We start from the raw sequence: 15795 nt of genomic DNA, 5'->3' as shown, positions 1-15795 counted from the left end.
TCTTTGAGTCTTGATCCAGATATCGCGGCATTGCTCGAGATGGTGCAGGCCGGCACCGAAAGCGGCGCGCGCGTTCCGTTTCCGCAATTGACTGCTGCGCAGGCGCGGGCCGATTTCGATGCGTCCTCGCCGCTGCTCGACGTCGATCCGCCGGCGCTCGCCTACGAACGGCGTTTGTCGCTGCCGGTGCGGGATGGCGCGATCATCGAGGCGCGGCTCTATGCGAGCGCGCAGCCGAGCGAACGCACTCCCATTCCTGTTCTTCTTTACATGCACGGCGGCGGCTTCGTCGTCGGCAGCCTCGATTCGCATCAGCCATTGTGCCGCGGCCTCGCCGAGGACAGCGGTGCGGCCGTGCTGTCGGTCGGCTATAGGCTCGCACCGGAGCACAAGTTTCCGACCGCTTTCGAGGATGCAGTCGATGCGCTGACCTGGATCGGCCTCGAGGGCCGCGCGATCGGGCTCGATCCCCGCCGGGTCGCCGTCGGCGGCGACAGCGCCGGCGGAACGCTTGCCGCCGCGCTCGCGATCGAAGCGAGGACAAACACGGGCCTTCCGCCGCCGGTGCTTCAGGTTCTCGCTTATCCCGGTCTCAGCTCCCGACAAAGCTCCGCATCCTACGAGCGCTACGGTACCGGCCATCTTCTGGAGCGTAGCACCGTCGATTGGTTCTTCCGGCAATATCTCCGCGACGAGTCGGATCGCGACGATTGGCGTTTCGCACCGCTCGCAGCGGATGATTTGTCGGGCCTCGCTCCCGCATGCATCGTCCTCGCCGAGTTCGATCCGCTGGTGGACGAGGGAAACGATTATGCAGCCCGCTTGGCGGCGGCCGGTGTTCCCGTCGATCTGCACGTTTATCCCGGCATGATCCATGAATTCCTTCGCATGGGGAATGTCGTGGCCGATGCCTTGCAGGCGCGGGCGGCGATCGGGCGGGCGCTGGCCAAGGCCTTTCTCGCCGCTGGCGAAAAGGCGGCCTGACATGGAATGCAGCGTGAGCCAAAGTATGTCATGATCATCATCTCTCGCGGCCTCTCTGCGAGAGGCGCCTGAACGGATCCCATGAGCACGTCTATTCCAGACCATAGGCTGTCCCGCCGTGCGCTCCTCGGCGCGGGCGCAGCGATCGGAGGCACGGCCCTTGCGGGTCCATGGCCCATGGCGTTTGCCCAAACCGCTGGATCGCAATCCGGGCCCCGGGTCGCCGCGCTCGGCTGGGCCTGTGCCCAGACGATCCTGGCGCTCGGCGTTGTGCCGCTGGTGATTCCGGAGATCGAGCGCTATGGCCGGCTCGTCGTCGAGCCGCCCGTTCCGTCCGCGGTTCAGGAAATTGGTCTGCGTTCGGAGCCAAATCTCGAACTGCTGCAGAGCTTCGCGCCCGACATCATCGTCATCGACCCCAGCATTGCGGCCGCCGTCCCCCGGCTCAAGCTGATCGCGCCGGTCGAAACGTTTACGATCTTCAGACCCGGCGGGCATCCTCTCGACACGGCGCGCCATTCGACGCTGGAGCTTGCCAAACGTCTCGGAGTGCAGTCGGCGTGCGAAGCCTATTTCGCCCGTTTCGACGTCGCCATGGCCGGCTATCGTGAGCGGCTCCAGGGTCGCGGCGGCAAGCCGCTCTATCTCGTCAGCGAGATCGCGCGCAACCGCGCGCTCGTGTTCGGACCGAACAGCCTCTATCAGGAGGTGCTCGATCGGTGCGGATTGAAGAATGCCTGGACGGGACAGAGCGGCCCATGGGGCCATACCAGTGTTGGGCTCGAAGTGCTCGCCGCGGTTCCGGACGCGCGGCTGGTGTTGATGACCTCGCGGGTCGCCGATGTCGAAGCGCTGCTGAAGGCAAGCCCTGTGCTTCAAACCCTGCCGTCTCTTCGGTCGCATCGGCTGACGGTCCTGGGTAACCAGTTCTTCTATGGCGGCGTGCCGGCGGCCGAACGTTTCGCCCGCCTTCTCGCCGAACGTCTGCCGCGGGAAAGCCATGAGCAAGGTTGAGGCACTGCCGGCCCGGTCCGGCTTGGAGATGCATCCGGCGGTGCTGATCGGCTTGCTGCTGGCAGCCGCGGCCGCGCTGACCTGGCGGAACCTGTCCGGATATCTGCCCGCAGGCGCCTGGCTGCCGGTGTTGTGGCGGCCCGAGGTCACCGATCCCCAGCAGATGCTGGTGCACTACACCGTGTTTCCGCGCATCGCAGTGGCGCTGCTGGCCGGCGCAGCCCTCGGTCTTGCCGGCACGGTCTCTCAGCAGGTGTTGCGCAATCCGCTTGCGGAGCCGAGCACCATCGGCGTCCTGAACGGCGCCTATCTTGCGCTGGCCGTGACGACCCTGTGGGCGCCGTCGCTGCTGGCCTTCGGCCGCGAGTGGATTGCGCTGTGCGGCGGGTTCGCTGCGTTCCTGTGCGTGTTCGGGCTGACCTGGAAGCGTGCGCTGTCGCCCGTCGTCCTGGTGCTCGCTGGATTGATCGTCAGCTACTACTGCGCGGTGACCACCCAGGCGCTGGTGCTGCTCAACCACGAATATCTGATCGGTCTGTTCATCTGGGGCGCCGGCTTCCTCAATCAGCAGGATTGGAGCAACGTCACCTTCCTGGCGCCGCGGCTGCTGATTTCGATCGTGCTGATCGCGGCGATGGTTCGTCCGCTGACCCTGCTCGGCTTCGACGACGAGACCGCGCGCAATCTCGGCCTCGGATTGACGAGGGCCCGGGTCTTCGCGCTCGTCATCGCGATCGCGCTCAGCGCGTCGGTCGTCAGCGTGGTCGGCGTCATGGGATTTGTCGGTTTGTCCGCGCCGGCCATCGTCATGCTGTCAGGCGCGCGCCGCTTTCGCGACCGGCTGATCTGGGCGCCACTTTGCGGCGCCCTGCTGCTGTGGCTGACGGATCAGCTCGTGCTTCTGATCCCGCCCGGCTATCGCGAAATGCCGGCCGGTGCGGTGACGGCCCTGATCGGCGCGCCAATGTTGCTCGTGCTGCTGCCACGGCTGCGAGCCACCATGCCGATGGGAAACCTCACGCCATCCGCTCCGGCGCGGCTCGATCATCCCTGGCGCGAGATCCTTTTGGCCTTAGTCTTGCTGCTGCTCGCCGTCTGGATCGCGCTGGCCCTCGGCGTCGGCTCCGACGGCTGGCGCTGGAGCGGCCTGTCGGGCTTGCAGGAATTCTGGCCGTGGCGCTGGCCGCGCGTGGTGTCGGCGCTGGCCGCGGGCGCGACGCTGGCGGTCGCCGGCACGCTGCTGCAGCGGATGACCGGAAACCCGATGGCCGCGCCGGAGGTCATGGGCATCAGCTATGGCGCCGCGATGGGCGTGATCGTTCTGCTCTATCTCTTTCCCGCCCACACCCGGCTGGAGCAGATTGCAGCGGCCGGGATCGGCGCCTTCATCGTGCTGGCGCTGGTGCTGCTGTTCAGCCGGCGGTCCGAGTTCAGTCCGGAGCGCGTGCTGCTGGCAGGCGTCGCCATGAGCGCGGCATTCGGCGCGATCATTGCCATGGCGCTGGCGACCGGCGATCCCCGCATCGGCACGCTGCTGTCGCTGCTGACAGGCTCGCTCTACCAGATCGGCCCGGCCGAGGCCGCAATCCTCGCCGCCGCGGCGCTCGTTCTGCTGATCATGGTGCCAATGCTGTCCCGCTGGCTTGATATCCTGCCGCTGGGGCCTGCGACCTCGCGTTCGATCGGCATCTCGCTGACGCGGAGCCGCGTCATCATCATGCTGCTGACGGCGTTGCTGACGGCGACGGCCACGCTGATGGTTGGTCTTCTGAGCCTGGTCGGCTTCATCGCGCCGCATATGGCACGGATGATGGGGGCGCAGCGCGCGCTGCATCAGGCGGCGCTGGCCGCGTTGATCGGGGCGATCCTGATGGTCACGGCGGATTGGGCCGGACGCATGGTGATCTTCCCGTTCCAGATGCCCGCCGGCATCTTCGCCATGATGCTTGCTGGACCCTATCTCATCTGGCTGCTGCGCCCGCAGCGCGGTTGACGGCGCTCACCGCGCGAAGCTGATGAGATGGCCATGGTCCGGCGACGGCATCACGCCCATGGGGATGCCGTAGATGGTTTCGAGCTCGGCCGGCGTCATGATCTTGTCCGGTGTGCCGCGCGCGATCAGCTTCCCGGAATGCAGCGCGATGATCTCGTCGCAGAAGCGGGCGGCCATGTTGACGTCGTGGAGCACCACGATCACGCCGAGATTGCGCTCGCGGGCGAGCTGCCTGACCAGCGACAGCACTTCGATCTGATGAGCGATGTCGAGCGCCGAGGTCGGCTCGTCGAGCAGCAGGCACTCGGCATCCTGCGCAACCAGCATGGCGATCCACGCCCGCTGGCGCTCGCCGCCGGACAACGTATCGACCAGGCGATCCGCAAAGGGTTCGATATGGGTCAACGCCATGGCGTTTGCGACCTTCTCGCGGTCGATGTCACCGAACCGTCCGAGCGCGCCGTGCCAGGGATAGCGACCGAGTGCGACCAGCTCCTTGACCAGCATGCCGGCGGCGGGCGGCGTCTGCTGCGGCAGGTAGGCGACCTTGCGGGCATAGTCCCGATCGCTCCAGGCGCGCAGTGCGCGGCCTTCGAAACGGATCGTTCCCGACGAGCTCGGCTGCTGGCGCGACAATAATTTCAGCAAGGTCGATTTGCCGGAGCCATTATGGCCGATCAGCCCGACGACGCTGCGTGCGGGAAGAGATAGCGTCAGCGGTTCGAGCAGCGCGCGCCCGGCCACCGCGAAGCCGACCTTGTCGAGCTGGAACAAGGGGGCGGGCGCTTCCAGTGAGGCCTGCGTGACGTCGGGCAAGGCGAGCGTCCTTTCGCTCGTCTGCGCGTGTTGGATCGTCATGGTTGGCGTAGGCTCCAATAGGCGACGGCCAGAAGCTGGTCGCGGGAAAGCTTTCGCTCATCGCGCAGATGGTTGCGCAGGGCCTTCAGCGCCTGCGCCTCACACGCGATCCAGGCGAAGACGTCCTGATGGTGCGGCCATCGCACCGCCTTGACGGCGTCGATCAGGAGCTGCGTCGTCCCGGCTGGACGGCCCTCGCGATGCAACCAGCGGATTGCTACCCCGACCGGGGCGACCAGCGGAACTTCCTCGCGCCGATCTGCGACCTCGATAAAGGCCTCACCCGCCGCTGTCGCGGGCAGCGTCTCCAGAGTTCGCGCGATGGCGGGCAGGGCGGTTTCGTCGCCCGCCAGCAGCATCCAGCGCGCCGGACGAATGCCCCGGCCGAGCGGGCCAGCCATGCCGCAGATGGCGCCGGCCGTCGCGTTGACGGCGAACGCCGAGCCCGGCCCGGCATGATCATGGACTACGAAGTCGATGTCGATTTCGCGGCTCTGCAACTCGATGCGGCGGATCGTGTAATAGCGGGTGACGGGCCTGCGGTCGGGCTCCGGCCACAGGATACGTCCGTCGGGCGCGGGCCACGGCCATTCGGGCTTGGCGAGGCCCTCGGGCGGAAAATACAGGCGCACGTGCAGGTCGTCGTCATTCACGAAACGGGCGATATCGTCGCCCGTGAAGGTCAGCCGCCGCATGTGCGGCGTCAGGGTGATCGCGGCCTTCAGCCGCACTTCACGGAAATTGGCCAGCGTGCCGCCGTTGGATTCGTGACCTGACCAAATGATGGTTGGGGCAATGTCTCCCGCGAACTCGATCACATGCGAGGCGACGACCGAGCGCAGCATTTCCAGATTGCCCTTGTCGTTGGCCTCGACGCGGATCTTGAGCGCTTCGGCCTCGACGGCGAGGAAACTGGTGCCGAACGGCAGTTTCGCCACCATGAGACCGTCCCGGTCCTCGAAGGCGATGTCATGCTCGGCCAGATGATCGATCATCCGCGCGGCGAGGCCGGCGGCGTCGGGAAGCGCGATGCGGGTTTCGGAGATCAGCAAGTCCAAACTCATTCTCCACCGGCCTGTCCGATGCCAGCCTGCAAGCGCTTCAAATGTCCGGATGTCGCGGCCTGGCACGGCTCTGGATCAAAAATCCTGCTCGCTCGCCGGCTGCGATGCAAAAGCGATACTACCCGCATCATATTAAAGGCATTGCCGATCCCAAATTAGAATCCATCGAAAGAGCAGCGAAAATAACCGCTGGAGTTGCGGTGCTGCCATCATGTATTCGCATCACTTCGGCACGGCTTGTCCGGCCATATAGGTTCGCTTCAGGTCTCCTCCAGCGCGGCTCTCATCATGAACTCACGAAGCGGCCTGACGACGCAGATCCTGCAGCTCCTGCGGCCCTACTGGCCACTCGTGCTCGGCGGCAGCGTTCTCGGAGTGGTCGGCGGTGCCTCCGTCGCGGCGTTGCTCGCGGTCGTGAATCATGGGCTTTATGCCACGCAGGCCGACGTGGTAACGCTGTTTTTCGCCTTCGCTGGCCTGTGCCTTCTGATCCTGATCGGTTCCATTGGCGCCGACATCAGCGCCAATTTTGTCGGACAGCGGATCATCGCCGAGCTTCGTAAGTCGCTCGCCGCCAAAATCCTGGCTGCGCCGATCGATCAGCTCGAAATCTACCGGACGCATCGCCTGATCCCGGTTCTCACGCAGGACGTCGACACGATCAGCGATTTCGCGTTCTTCTTTTCGTCCTTTTTCGTGTCGCTCGTGATCGCGCTCGGCTGCATGGTTTACCTGGCGGTGCTGTCTTGGCAGCTTTTCCTGATCACGGGAGTCGTCATCGTGCTGGGATCGCTGGCGCATGGATATGCGAGGACGCGCGGCGTTCGCGGCTTCAGCACCGCGCGAGAGGCCGAAGATCAGCTGCACAAGCAATATCGCGCGATCGCCGAAGGTGCCAAGGAGTTGCGCCTCAATCGGGTGCGCCGTCGGCGCGTCTATGTCGAGCAGCTCCAGCAGACCGTCGACCGGATCAGCTCGGTGCAGATCAGGTCGATCAATCTGTTCGTGACGGCGCGGGCGTTCGGGACGATGCTGTTCTTCGTCGTGATCGGCGTGGCGCTGACCTTGCGACCGTTCCTGTGGCCCGACAGTCCCGCTGCGGTGTCCAGCGGGTTCGTGCTGGTGCTGCTCTTTATGCGCGGGCCTATTGACCAGGTCATCGGCATCCTGCCGGCGCTCGGTCGCGCCCAGGTCGCGATGCGCCGCATTGCGGAGCTCTCGGGGCAGTTCTCGAGCCCCGAGCACGATCTGCTGGCCAGTGCGCCCGCTGCACCCGGCAAGACCGCCATCGAATCCATCGAGCTCCGCGGCGTAACCTATGCTTTTCGCGCCGTGCCGGGCAGCGATCCCTTTGTCCTCGGGCCGGTTGATCTGTTCGTTCGGCAAGGCGACATCGTCTTCATCGTGGGGCAGAACGGCAGTGGAAAGACGACCCTGATCAAGTTGTTGCTGGGCCTTTATGCTCCGCATGGCGGCGCCGTGCTGCGCGACGGTTCGCCGGTCCTGACGGAGACACGCGACGATTACCGCCAGCTCTTCACGACCATCTTCTCCGACTATTATCTGTTTGAGGATCTCATTCGTGGAGAGGGCGTGGTTCCTGATGTGGCGGAACGCTATCTCCAGCGGCTGGAGGTCGCGCACAAGGTCTCGGTCGAGAACGGCGTGTTCACGACGACGGACCTGTCGAGCGGACAGCGCAAGCGATTGGCGCTGATGAATGCATGGCTGGAGGAAAGACCCGTGCTCGTGTTTGACGAATGGGCCGCGGATCAGGATCCGGCGTTCCGGCACATCTTCTATACGGAGCTGCTGCCCGATCTGAAGCGTCTCGGAAAGACCATCATCGTGATCTCACACGATGATCGCTATTTCGGGATTGCGGATCATCTGGTGCGGCTGCGCGACGGCAAGATCGTCGCAAGCGAGGCAAGGGCCAGCAACGTCGCTGGGCCTTCCGCAGTTCCAACCGATGCGCCGCTTTAGACACAATGTAGCGAGCCGCTGGCGCCATCTGTCGCACAAATGACGGCATACGATCCCGTTTTGCGACAGGCCGTCAGATTTGTAGAGAATCTAATCTGCGTGTGCGCGCATTCCTTGTCAGCCTGTAGGCGAGTGATCTACACCACGCCTCAGCGATGATCGAGATGCGAGGGCCGGATGAACAAGGCTTCGGATTCCGGGACCGGACCTCGTGCGTTCCCGGTCGGCCCATATTCCGCTCAGACCGTTTTCCAGGAGGGCGATCGCCTTCGCGTCGTCGCCGCCGATGTGACCGCGTTGGAACTGCGTCTGCGCGAGCGCGTCGATCACCTCGATATCCTGAATGCCTCGGACGACCGCGAGGTTGCGGCACGGGCGGTGTCGGCGTCCGCCGAGGCGCTGTTTGCCTGGCGACCTGGCGCCGATCGGCTTGTTCTGGACTTCGCTGGGAGAGCGCCGCTTGCACGAGAGCTGACCGAGAGTGGTCTTGCCATCATGTCCGAGGGGCGACTGGTGCTGCTGCCCGAACTGGTGATGCAGCGGCGGGACAACTGGCTGGTCAACCCCGGGCGACCGCCATTGCCGCAACTCCACGTCATGACGGACGACAAGCGTCATCCGCGCCGCGCCGCAAAGCCGGCGGGAAAGGTGTACGGTCGTTTCATTCCCTGGCTGTCGGAGGTCATCTCGTTTCGCGTGGCCGATCTCGAGAATGACCTCCATTTGTTGCACCGCTGGATGAACGATCCTCGCGTCGATGCATTCTGGAACGAGGCGGGCGATCTCGACAAGCATCGGCGATATCTGGCCGGCATTCTGGCCGATCCTCATATGCTGCCGTTGATCGGCTGCTTCGGCGAGCAGCCGTTCGGCTATTTCGAGCTCTATTGGGCCAAGGAAAATCGCATTGCGCCGTTCTATGATGCCGACGACTATGACCGGGGATGGCACGTGGTCGTGGGCGAGGACGCTTTTCGCGGCGCTCGTTACATCAGCGCGTGGCTGCCGTCTCTGATGCACTACATGTTCCTCGACGATTGCCGCACGCAGCGGATCGTCGGGGAGCCGGCGGCGGCGCATACGCAGCAGCTTCGCAATCTCGAGCGCTCGGGATTCGCAAAGATCAAGAACTTCAACTTTCCCCATAAGCGCGCGACCCTGGTCATGCTGTTGCGCGAGCGCTTCTTCGGCGATCGGCTTTGGCTTCCGGCAGCCGCCGGCCCAACGGTCTCGTCTTAAAGCGCAAGCGGAGCGCGGCTTCATGTCCCATCAACTTGCGATCGAGCACGACGTCATTGGCGTCGGATTCGGGCCTTCCAATCTCGCGCTCGCCATCGCATTGGACGAATGCGCGAAGCGATCACGGCTGAAATGCACGCCGCTGTTCGTGGAGAAGCAGCCGCACTTCACCTGGCATGGCGGCATGCTGCTTCCGGGCAGCGACATGCAGATATCGTTTCTCAAAGATCTGGTCTCCTTGCGCGATCCGACCAGTCCCTTCACCTTCGTGAACTACCTGCATAAGCGCGGCCGCCTACTGGATTTCATCAACTGCCGGACGTTCTATCCGAGCAGGGTCGAGTTCAACGATTACCTGCAGTGGGTGGCGAGCCATTTTAAGTCGCAGGCCGCTTACGGCGAGACCATCGTCGCCGTCGAGCCGGTGACGGCCGGGCAGACGGTGACGTCGTTGCGGGTGCATTCGCGCTCGCTCGCCGGCGGGGAGACCGTGCGGCTGGCGCGAAATCTCGTGGTCGCGGTTGGAGGCCAGCCCTATGTTCCGCAGGTGTTTGCCAAGGCTACCGACGATCGCAGGCTGCTGCATTCCAGCCGCTATCTCGACCTGATCGAGCGCGTTGTCCCGCGCGGCCGGTCCGTGCGTGTGGCCGTCGTCGGTGGCGGACAGAGCGCGACCGAGGTAACGGTCGATCTTCATGGCCGATGTCCCGAAGCGCATATCGATCTGATCTTCCGCGGCCATGCTCTCAAGCCGTCCGACAGCAGTCCCTTCGTCAACGAGATCTTCAACCCCGACTATACGGACTTCGTCTACGCGCAGCCTGCCGAGCGGCGGGATGCGATCGTCCGCAACTTCCGGAACACCAACTACGCCGTCGTCGATGCCGACCTGCTGGACCAGCTTTATCGGCTGCTCTACCAGCAGCGCGTCGGTGGCGACACAAGGGTCATGTTGCGTCCCCGCAGCGAGATTTCCAATGTGGATGCGGGACCGGACGGCATCGAGATCGGCGTGATTGACAAGTTCCGCGGCGAAAACCGTCGTTCGACTTATGACGTGGTCGTGCTGGCGACGGGATACGACAGGGAGACGCCGCACGGGTTTCTCGAACCGATCCGTCGCTACATTCGCGATGCAGCGCTGGATCGCAACTACCGGCTCGTGATCAATCCGGCGTTCCGGCCGCAGATCCACCTCCAGGGCTATTCGGAATCCTCTCACGGTCTGAGCGACACGCTGCTTTCGGTGATTGCCGTGCGGTCGCAGGAGATTGCGGAGTCTCTGCTCTCGACAATCTCGCGCCGGGAACTCATCGCCTAGAACACGATCCGGGAGAGATCGCAGCTCCAAAAGCCTTGCGCGGATGGAGATTGAAACGCATCACGAATCGTCCCGTTCTCATTACACAATAGCCGGCGTTCTCGCGGTCACCCTGCAGGCGTGCTCCGCTGTCGCTTTGGGGTTCCCCGATCTAGAACCTGTCTAATCGAGATCAACCGCAGCGTGTACGTGTGAGACAACGCCGATTGGCTTTGCTAGAGGAGTTCTTAGAACGATCTTGGAATTTCTGAAAGTCTAGCTGGAATTGACCGTGAGGAAAGCTCTCGTTCCCAAGCAGGGGCAAAGCCTTCTCCCTGAGCGAATTGCAGGCATTCTGGTTCACAGTCCGCTTGCGGCGTTGGTTGGCAGAGAGCCCGTGACGCGCATGCACTACCTCCTCGAGATTGCGTCGCTTCACACCAAGGCCGAGCTCCTGGCGCAGCCGGGCTTGGGACGTTCAGGCATGCGTCGCATCGAGAACTGGATGGCCTTTCACGGACACCGCATGCGCGACGTGAATGAGAGTCTCGATAGCGTCATCTGCCGCTTTGCGTTCCGACGTTCTTCCGTTCGGAAAGGAAACGTTCGTTCTCTCCCCTTATCGGCGTTGCCCTCGCGTTTCACGCGGGCGGCTGGTGGCTAAGGCGGTACATGCGTGGGCGCAAAGCAGGTCGATTGTTTTCAGACGCTGTCTCACGAGCTTGTGCATTGGACCGGCGCTCCCTGTCGAAGCCAGCGAGCTCGCCCGAGTGCTCGGGCGAGCTGCTGCTTGAGCTTGGTGTAGCGCCGCGGCGTACGCCAATCCTCGCGGCCCGCTACAAGCAAGGTAACGACGGCCGAGTGGCGAAGCCTGATCTGATCAGGCGCAACCACGCTGCACAGATTTGCTGCATGGCGACGTGATTGGAGCAGCCTGCGCTGCAATAGCGCGCTTGATTCCGCTTTCGATCTCTCATGTTGGTTAGGGGGCGTGTCCACGACATGTGCACCGGGAGATCAAGGCAAATCTTCCGACGGCCCACGTGAGTGAGCATGCTCTTCGCGCGCTACTCGCTGGCAGCGGACTGGTCGCGTTCGACGTGTACGCGTTCGAGCGCGGCGCCGCGCCGTGCTGCCGCGAACCGCTTGCCGTCTGGTCTGGCGCCGGCTTTCCCCGCGCCGATTGGCTCGCAGAGCGTGCCATCGGGCCCGGCACGGTCATGAAATCCGCTATTCCCGTCGGGGGCTCGAAAGTCTATATGATCCATATGTTGTCTCATCGCTTTTCCGTGGCCCCCATGATGGATTGGAACGAGAGTTCAAGGGTTTCAATCGCTTAGAGGTCGGCGTGTGCATGACGTGTGCACCGGGAGATCAAGAAAAATCTCACCACAGCCAACGTGAGCAGGCTCGTGGCGCATTTGCAAAATCTGGATTTCCGAGGGCAGCAGGCCGGCGAGTGCCTACTTGCAATCTCGGCTACTCGACGCGTAATGATCGAAAATCGCGGGTTTGACTCCCACGCTCTCCGCCACCGTCTGATGGCAGTGAAAAAGTGCTTCAGATACAATCATTTCTCGAACTGCCGGAAACGGACAGCGCGTAGCACCATGATGTAGCACTGTGGTCCGTTCAAGTTGCCGTCATTGAGGCTTCGGTGCGAGTCGAATCTGAAATCAGAGTTCTTCACGGACGGCAGTGGACGGAACGCATGTGCAAGGCGCATGCGGCTAAGCGACTGCTGTAATGATCAGCGTGCCGTGATGCTCCTCTTCAGCGATGCAAACTGCTTCTTCAGGCGCGGCACTGCAAAGTCGGTGAAGGCGCGCACCTTTGGCACCGCGAGCCGGCCCTGCGGGCAGATCAGATGCGCGGGCATCTGCGGATCCTCGTGGTCGGCCAGTACGATCTCGAGGTCGCCGCGGGCGAGGGGCTCCGCCACTTGGTACGAGTACATCCGCGCCACGCCGCGCCCGGCGACCGCGGAGGCGACTGCCGCATAGGTACTGTTGACGATCAGGCGCGGATTGAACTGGACGGTGCGCGGCGCTGACGAGCCGGCCTGCGGCGCGAACGTCCAGGAATTGGGCAGATGCGCCATGGCGACGATCTGGTGCTTGGCGAGGTCGCCGGGCTCGGCAATACGCGGATGCTGCTTTAGATAGCGCGGCGCCGCCACGACGACACGGCTGATCTCGCCGACCCGCATCGCGATCATCGACGAGTCCGCCAAGGGACCGATGCGAAGCGCGACGTCGATACCCTCTTCGATCAGATTGACCGCGCGGTCGAATAGCAGGAGCTTTGCCGACACGGTCGGACAGGCGTCCAGAAACGCATCGAGGATGGGGCGCAAGACCATCTCGCCCGACACGACGGGAGCCGTGATCGTGAGAAGGCCGCGCGGCGCCGCGCGCGCTCCGGTCGCAATATTCTCGGCCTCCTCGAGCTCGGTGAGGACGCGGCGGCAAACCTCGACATAGCGCTCGCCGTCCTCGCTCAGCTTGATCGATCGCGTGGTCCGGTGCAGCAGCTCGGCGCCGACACGCTCCTCCAGGAAGGCGATTGCACGGCTCACCGCGGCCGGGGAGCGGCCGAGTTTGCGCCCTGCCGCAGCCAAGCTTCCTTCGTCCACCGCAAGGACGAACACCTTCATCGCATCCAGTCGATCCATGCCTTCCTGCCGCACCATCACATTCCGGTGGCAGGCTAGGCGTTCAGCCTTGTCGCGACAACCACCTCGAGGCGCCAGCCCCGCATTCGTTCGCCTGGCGAAAGAGTGTCTGCCGGGCCGCGGATATTCGCAAGCAAGCCGCCGCAGCGTAGCTGAGGAGGCAAGCCAGCCGGCGCTGGCGGAGCTTTCAACCAGCAACAGGAGCCTCTCATGGGTATCGAGCAGAAGGTTGCCATCATCACCGGTGCGTCGCAGGGTATCGGCGCAGCCCTGGTCCAGGGTTTTCGCAATCGCAACTACCGCGTCGTGGCGACGGCGCGCTCCATCAAGCCATCCGACGACGATGACGTCCTCGCCGTTGCCGGCGACATCGCCGATCGCTCCACCGCCGAACGCGCCGTCTCGCAGGCGATCGCCCGCTTCGGTCGGGTCGACACGCTGGTCAACAACGCCGGCATCTTCGTCGCAAAGCCGTTCACGCAATACACGGCCGAGGACTATGCGGCGGTGATGGGCACAAACGTCGCGGGCTTCTTCAACGTCACGCAACTCGCGATTGCGGAAATGGAGAAGCAGGGGTCGGGTCACATTGTCCAGATCACCACGACGCTGGTCGATCAGGCCAACTCGAACGTGCCGTCGGTACTGGCTTCGCTGAGCAAGGGTGGGCTGAATGCCGCGACCAGGTCGCTTGCGATCGAGTATGCCAAGCGCGGCATCCGTGTGAATGCCGTGTCGCCCGGGATCATCAAGTCGCCGATGCATCCGGTCGCGACGCATGCGCAGCTCGACGCGCTGCACCCGGTCGGCCACATGGGTGAGATGTCGGACATCGTCGATGCGGTGCTCTACCTCGAGGGTGCCTCCTTTGTCACCGGCGAGATCCTGCATGTCGACGGCGGCCAGAGCGCAGGTCACTGAACGCGGAGCGAGACCATGCCAATCGTTACCATTCAAGTGACCCGCGAGGGAACGAAGCCGGGAGCGGCGTCGCTCACGGCGGAGGAAAAAGCTGCGTTGATCAAGGGATCGAGCGAGCTCTTGCGCGACGTGCTCGGCAAGCCGCTCGACTCCACTTTCGTGGTGATCGAGGAGGTCGACACCGACAATTGGGGCTGGGGCGGCCTGCCCGTGCCGGAATTCCGGCGCCGCCGAGCCGCGCGGACGGACTGATCCGCCCGGGTTTCGCGCGCAGGAGGATGACATGACCACTGCAGATACGAAGCGGCACATCAAGCCCCGGTTGCACCCGCGACCGGAGTTGGACTCACGATCAACCTGGCGATACGCCGTAGCAGGCTTGTCTGCGTCGCTGGTCGGCCTCGGGCTCGCACGGTTTTCCTACACGCCTCTAATTCCGGCGCTCATTGCAGCGAAATGGTTCGGCGCGTCAGATGTCGTCTATCTCGGTGCGGCGAACTTGGCCGGCTATCTCGCCGGCGCGCTCGCGGCGCGGGCTCTCGCGACCCGAATCGGTGCGGTCCGCACGCTGCGGGCGATGATGTTGCTTGCTACGCTCTCTTTTTTTGCAAGCGCAACGCCGCTGTCGTTTGCGTGGTTCTTCGCTTGGCGCTTCCTGTCCGGCCTGACCGGCGGCATCATCATGGTGCTGTCGGCTTCCGTCATCCTGCCGCACACTTCCGCCGCCCGGCGCGGCATCGTCGGGGGCGTGATTTTCGCTGGCGTGGGCCTGGGAGTGGCCGCATCGGGCACGCTGGTGCCGTTGCTGCTGCAGCAGGGCTTGTCGCAGAGCTGGTACGGTCTTGGTCTTCTTTCGGCGCTCCTCACGCTCGCGAGCTGGTGGAATTGGCCTGTGGAGGCCAAACCTGTTGCCACGCCTTTGCATGACGCGAAGCACCATCGTGGCTCGCTGGCTGCCCGCGCGCTCCTGCTCCAGTACGGCCTCAATGCGGTAGCCCTGGTGCCGCACATGGTCTTCATCGTCGATTTCGTAGCGCGTGGCCTTGGCCAGGGCATCGCCGCGGGGTCCCGCTACTGGGTGCTCTACGGCTTGGGCGCAGTCGTCGGGCCACTCGTCACCGGCCACCTGGGCGACCGGTCTGGATTCGGTCCGGCTTTGCGCGCGGCGTTCCTGGTCGAGACCGCGGCCGTGCTGCTGCCCACTGTCAGCACGGCGCCGGCGTCACTGATCGTCTCAAGCGTGGTGGTCGGTGCCTTCACGCCCGGGATCGTGCCCCTGGTCCTTGGACGGGTGCATGAACTGGCGCCGCACTCGCTTGAGCAACAGCGAGCGAGGTGGGGCCACGCCACGACCAGCTTTGCCCTGTTCCAGGCGGTTGCTGCTTACGGATTTTCGTGGATCTTCGCACAGGCCGGAAGTGACTATTCGGTCCTTTTTGGACTCGGCGGCGCCGCTCTGATGCTCGCACTGGCGATCGATCTTGGCGTCTCGCTTGCGCCCCGCGAACGGTAGACACTGGAACTCGGCCCGGAATAAGGAAATGCCGAGCTTCATGGCAGCTCCCGAGACGAGCCCGTGCATCGGGTTCGTCGTGGCAATCCTCGCATATCGAGCCGTCTCGCGGAAGCTAACGAACCATAACAACGCATAACGAGCAAACGGCGGCCGCCCGTAGCAATGTGTTCGCAGGACAGCGGCAATCCAATGCCGAATGTACGACGAGGATCTGCCCCGTGCGGATCCGCGAAAGACTTCGGCTCG

At 64.0% G+C, this 15795-nt stretch carries 12 protein-coding genes; 9 read left to right on the top strand and 3 right to left on the bottom strand.

The window, feature by feature from the left end:
* Nucleotides 1–3 precede the first annotated feature (3 nt).
* From GA0061099_RS29420 to fhuB, 3 genes are all read left to right on the top strand, one after another.
* The gene (locus GA0061099_RS29420; protein WP_036022205.1) at nt 4–984 is read left to right on the top strand and encodes an alpha/beta hydrolase; all 981 of its coding nucleotides are present in this window, start codon (nt 4–6) and stop codon (nt 982–984) included.
* Nucleotides 985–1161: 177 nt separating this feature from the next.
* Complete coding sequence (locus GA0061099_RS29415; RefSeq protein WP_050995850.1) at nt 1162–1998, top strand: ABC transporter substrate-binding protein; 837 nt, start codon at nt 1162–1164, stop codon at nt 1996–1998.
* Nucleotides 1985–3991 carry a Fe(3+)-hydroxamate ABC transporter permease FhuB gene (gene fhuB, locus GA0061099_RS29410; protein WP_199751052.1) on the top strand — a complete coding sequence of 669 codons (2007 nt, stop codon included), beginning with the start codon at nt 1985–1987 and terminating at the stop codon, nt 3989–3991. The genes GA0061099_RS29415 and fhuB overlap by 14 nt, the downstream gene beginning before the upstream one ends.
* Before the next feature lie 6 nt (nt 3992–3997).
* Here fhuB and GA0061099_RS29405 read toward each other — a convergent pair whose 3' ends face one another.
* Nucleotides 3998–4849, bottom strand: a complete 852-nt coding sequence (locus GA0061099_RS29405; protein ID WP_081492873.1) for an ATP-binding cassette domain-containing protein — start codon at nt 4847–4849, stop codon at nt 3998–4000.
* Nucleotides 4846–5979 (bottom strand): siderophore-interacting protein, encoded by a 1134-nt coding sequence (locus GA0061099_RS29400; protein ID WP_141697690.1) that lies wholly within the window; start codon nt 5977–5979, stop codon nt 4846–4848. The genes GA0061099_RS29405 and GA0061099_RS29400 overlap by 4 nt, the downstream gene beginning before the upstream one ends.
* Before the next feature lie 222 nt (nt 5980–6201).
* On the opposite strand from GA0061099_RS29400, the gene GA0061099_RS29395 reads away from it, so the two are divergent.
* The 3 genes from GA0061099_RS29395 (at nt 6202) to GA0061099_RS29385 (ending at nt 10459) form a co-directional block, all read left to right on the top strand.
* Entirely contained in the window at nt 6202–7899 is a 1698-nt protein-coding gene (locus GA0061099_RS29395; protein ID WP_050995851.1) for a cyclic peptide export ABC transporter, read from the top strand.
* A 177-nt stretch (nt 7900–8076) separates the two neighbouring features.
* Nucleotides 8077–9138 (top strand): GNAT family N-acetyltransferase, encoded by a 1062-nt coding sequence (locus tag GA0061099_RS29390; RefSeq protein ID WP_036022212.1) that lies wholly within the window; start codon nt 8077–8079, stop codon nt 9136–9138.
* A 22-nt stretch (nt 9139–9160) separates the two neighbouring features.
* Nucleotides 9161–10459: a lysine N(6)-hydroxylase/L-ornithine N(5)-oxygenase family protein gene (locus tag GA0061099_RS29385; protein ID WP_036001610.1), complete on the top strand. Its 1299-nt coding sequence runs from the start codon at nt 9161–9163 to the stop codon at nt 10457–10459.
* Between the two features lie 1729 nt (nt 10460–12188).
* Here the strand turns inward: GA0061099_RS29385 and GA0061099_RS29370 are convergent.
* A complete protein-coding gene (locus GA0061099_RS29370) occupies nt 12189–13112 on the bottom strand; it encodes a LysR family transcriptional regulator (protein ID WP_074448210.1) in 924 nt (307 codons plus the stop codon).
* Between the two features lie 210 nt (nt 13113–13322).
* On the opposite strand from GA0061099_RS29370, the gene GA0061099_RS29365 reads away from it, so the two are divergent.
* Genes GA0061099_RS29365 through GA0061099_RS29355 form a run of 3 tightly spaced genes read left to right on the top strand, consistent with a single transcriptional unit; the run spans nt 13323 to nt 15546 of the window.
* A complete protein-coding gene (locus tag GA0061099_RS29365) occupies nt 13323–14033 on the top strand; it encodes an SDR family NAD(P)-dependent oxidoreductase (protein WP_024341669.1) in 711 nt (236 codons plus the stop codon).
* Between the two features lie 15 nt (nt 14034–14048).
* Entirely contained in the window at nt 14049–14285 is a 237-nt protein-coding gene (locus GA0061099_RS29360; RefSeq protein WP_074448181.1) for a tautomerase family protein, read from the top strand.
* Between the two features lie 31 nt (nt 14286–14316).
* Nucleotides 14317–15546 carry a YbfB/YjiJ family MFS transporter gene (locus GA0061099_RS29355; RefSeq protein WP_074448180.1) on the top strand — a complete coding sequence of 410 codons (1230 nt, stop codon included), beginning with the start codon at nt 14317–14319 and terminating at the stop codon, nt 15544–15546.
* Nucleotides 15547–15795: the final 249 nt, after the last annotated feature.

Origin of the sequence: Bradyrhizobium yuanmingense (assembly GCF_900094575.1) — a bacterium.
In the GTDB taxonomy this organism is placed as follows: Bacteria; Pseudomonadota; Alphaproteobacteria; order Rhizobiales; family Xanthobacteraceae; genus Bradyrhizobium; species Bradyrhizobium yuanmingense.
This window is presented reverse-complemented; position numbering and strand designations above follow the sequence as displayed.

Coding starts and splice junctions, on each gene's coding strand:
- GA0061099_RS29415 (WP_050995850.1), top strand. CDS start 1,162: ATGGCGTTTGCCCAAACCGCTGGATCGCAATCCGGGCCCCGGGTCGCC.
- fhuB (WP_199751052.1), top strand. CDS start 1,985: ATGAGCAAGGTTGAGGCACTGCCGGCCCGGTCCGGCTTGGAGATGCAT.
- GA0061099_RS29405 (WP_081492873.1), bottom strand. CDS start 4,849: ATGACGATCCAACACGCGCAGACGAGCGAAAGGACGCTCGCCTTGCCC.
- GA0061099_RS29395 (WP_050995851.1), top strand. CDS start 6,202: ATGAACTCACGAAGCGGCCTGACGACGCAGATCCTGCAGCTCCTGCGG.
- GA0061099_RS29390 (WP_036022212.1), top strand. CDS start 8,077: ATGAACAAGGCTTCGGATTCCGGGACCGGACCTCGTGCGTTCCCGGTC.
- GA0061099_RS29385 (WP_036001610.1), top strand. CDS start 9,161: ATGTCCCATCAACTTGCGATCGAGCACGACGTCATTGGCGTCGGATTC.
- GA0061099_RS29370 (WP_074448210.1), bottom strand. CDS start 13,112: ATGGATCGACTGGATGCGATGAAGGTGTTCGTCCTTGCGGTGGACGAA.
- GA0061099_RS29365 (WP_024341669.1), top strand. CDS start 13,323: ATGGGTATCGAGCAGAAGGTTGCCATCATCACCGGTGCGTCGCAGGGT.
- GA0061099_RS29360 (WP_074448181.1), top strand. CDS start 14,049: ATGCCAATCGTTACCATTCAAGTGACCCGCGAGGGAACGAAGCCGGGA.
- GA0061099_RS29355 (WP_074448180.1), top strand. CDS start 14,317: ATGACCACTGCAGATACGAAGCGGCACATCAAGCCCCGGTTGCACCCG.